Raw genomic sequence first — 5,069 nt, 5'->3', positions numbered from 1 at the left:
CGTTCCGTTTCCGGTTCGGATTCCATTTCCGGCCCCCTGCTGGAGCGGGGTCTGCCTTCTTGCTTTCGCTTTCCGGCTTTTCCGACTTTATCAGAAGCGATCCGGCCGAGCTAATCGGCGTTTTCTCTTCCGAAAGGGAATCGAGTGTGCTTCGTGCGAATTGGATCCGCCACCGAAGCGAGTTAGATACTAACCGTGCCGTTGGAACTTGTCCAGTTCCCCGGCAACCGTTCGAATCTACCTCCCCGCGCCACCCGTGTCAACAGGTTTTGCGGAACGAGTAGGACACTACCAGCTCCGTCGCCTCGGACGCACATCGGCGCGGGGCCGTCACGGGGCCGCCGCCGGGCCTGTCTCAGGCGAAGGACGAGGGGGGGCTCTCCAGCTCTTCCAGCTCGATGCCCGGCGCCGAGAGGACCACGTCCCCGGCCAGGTGCACCGTCTGCTGCTCCCCCGTCTCCAGGTCGCTGACCTGGTACGCGTCCACTTCCAGCGGTCCGCTGTCAGTGGCGTGTGCTGTCCTGTCGACCAAGGCCCACGACTGGTCGAGGGTGCGGGGAGCGAGCACGGGGGAGGTGAAGGCGACGAGACGGACGCGCTTGGCGCCCTCGCCCGGCGACAGCCGGAGCATGCGGGACAGCGCCACGTAGAAGGCCGGGGAAGCGCCGGTGAAGGCGTGCGCGGGGACATTGCCTTCCGTGGCGTGCTCCCCGGTCGGGTCGGTGCGTACCCAGGTGACGCCGTCGAGAGCGGCGCCCCGAACCTGCCAGCTCGCCGCGTGGAGCTGGACTCGAATGGGGCGGCCGAGGTCGTCGAGGGTGAGGTCGACGGAGCCGGCGTGCTCGCCGGAGGGGGTGGTGAGCTGCGAGACGTAGCGCCAGCCGGACGGGCCGGTGGCGCAGTGGAAGTGTTCCGCACCGAGGGGGGTGTGATCGTGCGGGTCGTGGAGGGAGTAGCGGCCGCGGGGCATCGTGGGGTCCTTGACGAGAACGGGACAGGCCCCCACCGAGGGAGGCGGGGGCCTGCTTACCGGCTTCTGGTGCGCATGCTGTCAGCAGCCGCGACGGGCTCAGTAGCGGTAGTGGTCCGGCTTGTACGGGCCCTCGACCGGGACGCCGATGTACGCGGCCTGCTCCGGGCGGAGCGTCGTGAGCTTGACGCCGAGGGCGTCGAGGTGGAGTCGGGCGACCTTCTCGTCCAGTTGCTTCGGCAGCACGTAGACGTCGGTCGGGTAGGACTCCGGCTTCGTGAAGAGCTCGATCTGGGCCAGGGTCTGGTCCGCGAACGAGTTCGACATCACGAAGGACGGGTGGCCGGTGGCGTTGCCCAGGTTCAGCAGGCGGCCCTCGGACAGCACGATGAGGACCTTGCCGTCGGGGAACGTCCACGTGTGGACCTGCGGCTTGACCTCGTCCTTGACGATGCCCGGGATCCTGGCCAGGCCGGCCATGTCGATCTCGTTGTCGAAGTGGCCGATGTTGCCCACGATGGCCTGGTGCTTCATCTTGGCCATGTCGGCGGCCATGATGATGTCCTTGTTGCCCGTCGTGGTGACGAAGATGTCGGCGATCCCGACGACCTCGTCCAGGGTGGTGACCTGGAAACCGTCCATCGCCGCCTGCAGGGCGTTGATCGGGTCGATCTCGGTGATGATCACCCGGGCGCCCTGGCCGCGCAGGGACTCCGCGCAGCCCTTGCCCACGTCGCCGTAGCCGCAGACGACCGCGACCTTGCCGCCGATGAGGACATCGGTGGCGCGGTTGATGCCGTCGATCAGCGAGTGGCGGCAGCCGTACTTGTTGTCGAACTTCGACTTCGTCACGGCGTCGTTCACGTTGATCGCCGGGAAGAGCAGGTTGCCGTCGCGCTGCATCTCGTACAGGCGGTGGACACCCGTAGTGGTCTCCTCGGTGACGCCGCGGATCTCCGACGCCAGCTGGGTCCACTTCTGGGGGTTCTCGCCCAGCGTGCGGTTCAGGACGGTGAGGATCTGCGCGTACTCCTCGCTGTCCGCCGTGGACGGGTCCGGAGCGGCACCGGCCTTCTCGAACTCGACGCCCTTGTGCACCAGGAGCGTGGCGTCACCGCCGTCGTCCAGAATCATGTTCGGGCCGCCGGTGGCGGTGTTCGGCCAGGTCAGCGCCTGCTCCGTGCACCACCAGTACTCCTCCAGGGTCTCGCCCTTCCAGGCGAAGACGGGCACACCCTGCGGGTTCTCCGGGGTGCCGTTCGGGCCGACGGCGATGGCCGCGGCCGCGTGGTCCTGGGTGGAGAAGATGTTGCAGGACGCCCAGCGCACCTCGGCGCCCAGCGCGACCAGCGTCTCGATGAGCACGGCCGTCTGCACCGTCATGTGCAGCGAGCCGGTGACACGGGCGCCGGCCAGCGGCTGCGCCTCCGCGTACTCCTTGCGGATCGCCATCAGACCGGGCATCTCGTGCTCGGCGAGGGTGATCTCCTTGCGACCGAAAGCGGCCAGCGACAGGTCGGCGACCTTGAAGTCCTGGCCGTTGGAGGTGGTGGTCATACGGGCTGCTCCTCCTGAAGGGGCGAGCGAGGGTGGGTTCGGCTGTGCACGCGGTCAGGCTGCTCAGACAGAGAGGCGCCCAAAAAATGGCACCACAGTTGCTCCGGTACGGCGCACCTGTCCCCTGGCCACAGCGCAGTCCGTCGGAGGCCCTCTCTCCCTCGGCCGGTCCGTCGTGCGGACCGCCCGACCGCCATCAGCAGCGACGTCTGGCTCTGGTCACGAATCTACACCGGTGGGCCCGGTGAACCCCAGCCCCGCCCGGCCCCGTTCCGGCGGAGGGAGAGGTTCCGGAAAAGTGCCGCCCGCGCACGCCGGGAACGGGGCGCTTTGCTCGGCAGGTCACGTGTTGCAGGATGCGATCAGCGCGGAGGACACCGCACGCTCCCGCGCGATGAGATGAGTGGTGAGGAGATCCAGGTGATCAGTCCAGCCGATCCCCCCGAGGGCACGGGGGCCAGGGGGCCGGGGCTCAGGCTGCTCGCAGTGACCGCCTGTCCGACGGGCATCGCCCACACCTATATGGCGGCGGAGAAGCTCGCCCAGGCCGCGCAGGCACTCGGTCATGAGATCAAGGTGGAGACGCAGGGGTCGATCGGGGCGGAGAACGTCCTTTCTGACAACGATGTCAGAGAGGCCGACGGCATCATCGTCGCCGCCGACAAGGACGTCGATCTGAGCCGTTTCGCGGGCAAGCGGGTGCTGTCCGTCGGGGTCGCCGAGGGCATCCACCGCCCGGAGCGGCTGATCCGGGACGTGCGGAGCGCGCCGGTGTACCGGGGGGCGGGCGGGGGTGACGGGGGCGGCGCGGGCGCGGGCCCGGCCGGAGCGGGGGGCGGCAAGGAGCGCGGCGCCGTGTACAAGGCGCTGATGAACGGCGTCTCGTACATGATCCCGTTCGTGGTCGTCGGCGGTCTGCTGATCGCGGTGTCCCTTGCGCTGGGCGGGCACACGACACCTGAGGGGCTGGTCATCGACAGCCCCTTCTGGAAGTCCGTCAACGACATCGGCGTCATCGGTTTCACCTTGATGATCCCGATCCTCTCGGGCTACATCGCGTATGCCATCGGTGACCGGCCCGCGCTGGTGCCCGGCATGGTCGGCGGCTGGATCGCCGGCCACGGGGAGCTGTACGACAGCGACGCGGGGGCGGGCTTCATCGGGGCGATCGTCACGGGCTTCCTGGCCGGATACCTGGTCCTGTGGATCAGGAAGATCGAGGTTCCGAAGTTCATCCGGCCGATCATGCCGATCATCGTGATCCCGATCGTGGCGACGACCGCGCTGGGGCTGTTCTTCATCCATGTCGTCGGGCGGCCGATCGCCTGGGTCTTCGAGCATCTGACGAGCTGGCTCGGAGGGCTGACGGGGACGAGCGCGGCGCTGCTGGGCGCGCTTCTCGGCCTCATGATCGCTTTCGATATGGGCGGACCGGTCAACAAGACGGCGTTCCTCTTCGGCGCGGGTCTGGTATCGAAGAACCCGGAGGTCATGGGCATGTGCGCGGCGGCCATCGCGGTGCCGCCGCTCGGCCAGGGGCTCGCGACGCTGCTGCGGCGCGGGATGTTCACCGGCCAGGAGCGGGAGACCGGTCTGGCCGCGCTGTTCATGGGGTTCTTCGGCATCACGGAGGGTGCGATCCCGTTCGCCGCCGCCCGGCCGGCGCGGGTCATCCCCGCGAACATGCTGGGCGGAGCCGTGGCCGGTGCCGTCGCGGGTCTGGCGGCGGTCAAGGACAACGTGCCGCACGGCGGCCCGATCGTGGCGGTGCTGGGCGCGGTCGCCGGGGTGCCGATGTTCTTCGTCGCCATCGCGATCGGCACGGTGGTCACGGCGCTGACGACCGTCACGCTGATGGCCGTGGGCGGCCGGACGCCCGCGGCGCTGCCGGGTCTCGTGGCGGGCGCGGTGCCCGCCGTGCGTCCGGCGGCACCGGTGGGCACCACGTCCGTGCTCTCCGGCTATCTCACCGAGGAGACCGTGCGGCCCTGGCTCACCGCGGGGGCGAAGGACGCGGCGATCCGCGAGATGGCCGGGCTGCTGGGCGCCTCCGGCAAGGTGGCGGACGCCGGCGGGCTGGTCCGCGCCGTGCTCGCCCGGGAGACGCTGGGGACGACCGGGCTCGGCGAGGAGATCGCGATCCCGCACGCCAAGACGGACGCGGTCACGGGTCCGGTCGTCGGCTTCGCCCGGTCGGCCGAGGGCATCGAGTGGGGGGCGCTGGACGGGACGAGGGCCCGTCTGATCTTCATGATCGCGGTGCCGGAGGCGGCGGCGGGGGACGAGCACCTGCGGATCCTGGCGGTGCTCTCGCGGAAGCTGATGGACCCGGGCTTCCGGGAGCGCCTGCTGGCGGCGGCGGATACGGCCTCGGTCATGCGGGTGCTCGGTGAGATCCAGTAGTCGTCGGGTCCGGCCGTAGCCGTCGGGTCCGGTGGTACTCGTCGGCTTCGTTCATGGGGAAGGCCCCGCACCAGCTTGCTGGTGCGCCGGAAGGCAAACCAAGCCCGCATCAGACACTGCTGTCCCCCTTGCAGGGAAC

Annotated in this window: 3 protein-coding genes; 1 reads left to right on the top strand and 2 read right to left on the bottom strand. The window is 69.4% G+C overall.

Going from position 1 to position 5,069, the window contains the following annotated elements; translation table 11 throughout:
- Nucleotides 1–355: 355 nt before the first annotated feature.
- Complete coding sequence (locus ABZ951_RS33455; RefSeq protein WP_344097332.1) at nt 356–970, bottom strand: hypothetical protein; 615 nt, start codon at nt 968–970, stop codon at nt 356–358.
- A gap of 99 nt (nt 971–1,069) precedes the next feature.
- Nucleotides 1,070–2,527, bottom strand: coding sequence for an adenosylhomocysteinase (gene ahcY / locus ABZ951_RS33450; RefSeq protein ID WP_344097330.1), 1,458 nt, complete (start codon nt 2,525–2,527; stop codon nt 1,070–1,072).
- 420 nt (nt 2,528–2,947) lie between these two features.
- Between ahcY and ABZ951_RS33445 the strand changes: the two genes are divergently transcribed.
- Entirely contained in the window at nt 2,948–4,930 is a 1,983-nt protein-coding gene (locus tag ABZ951_RS33445; protein ID WP_344097328.1) for a fructose-specific PTS transporter subunit EIIC, read from the top strand.
- The last annotated feature ends 139 nt before the right edge of the window (nt 4,931–5,069 follow it).

This window comes from Streptomyces sp. NPDC046215, assembly GCF_040646215.1.
Lineage (GTDB): Bacteria > Actinomycetota > Actinomycetes > Streptomycetales > Streptomycetaceae > Streptomyces > Streptomyces stramineus.
This window is presented reverse-complemented; position numbering and strand designations above follow the sequence as displayed.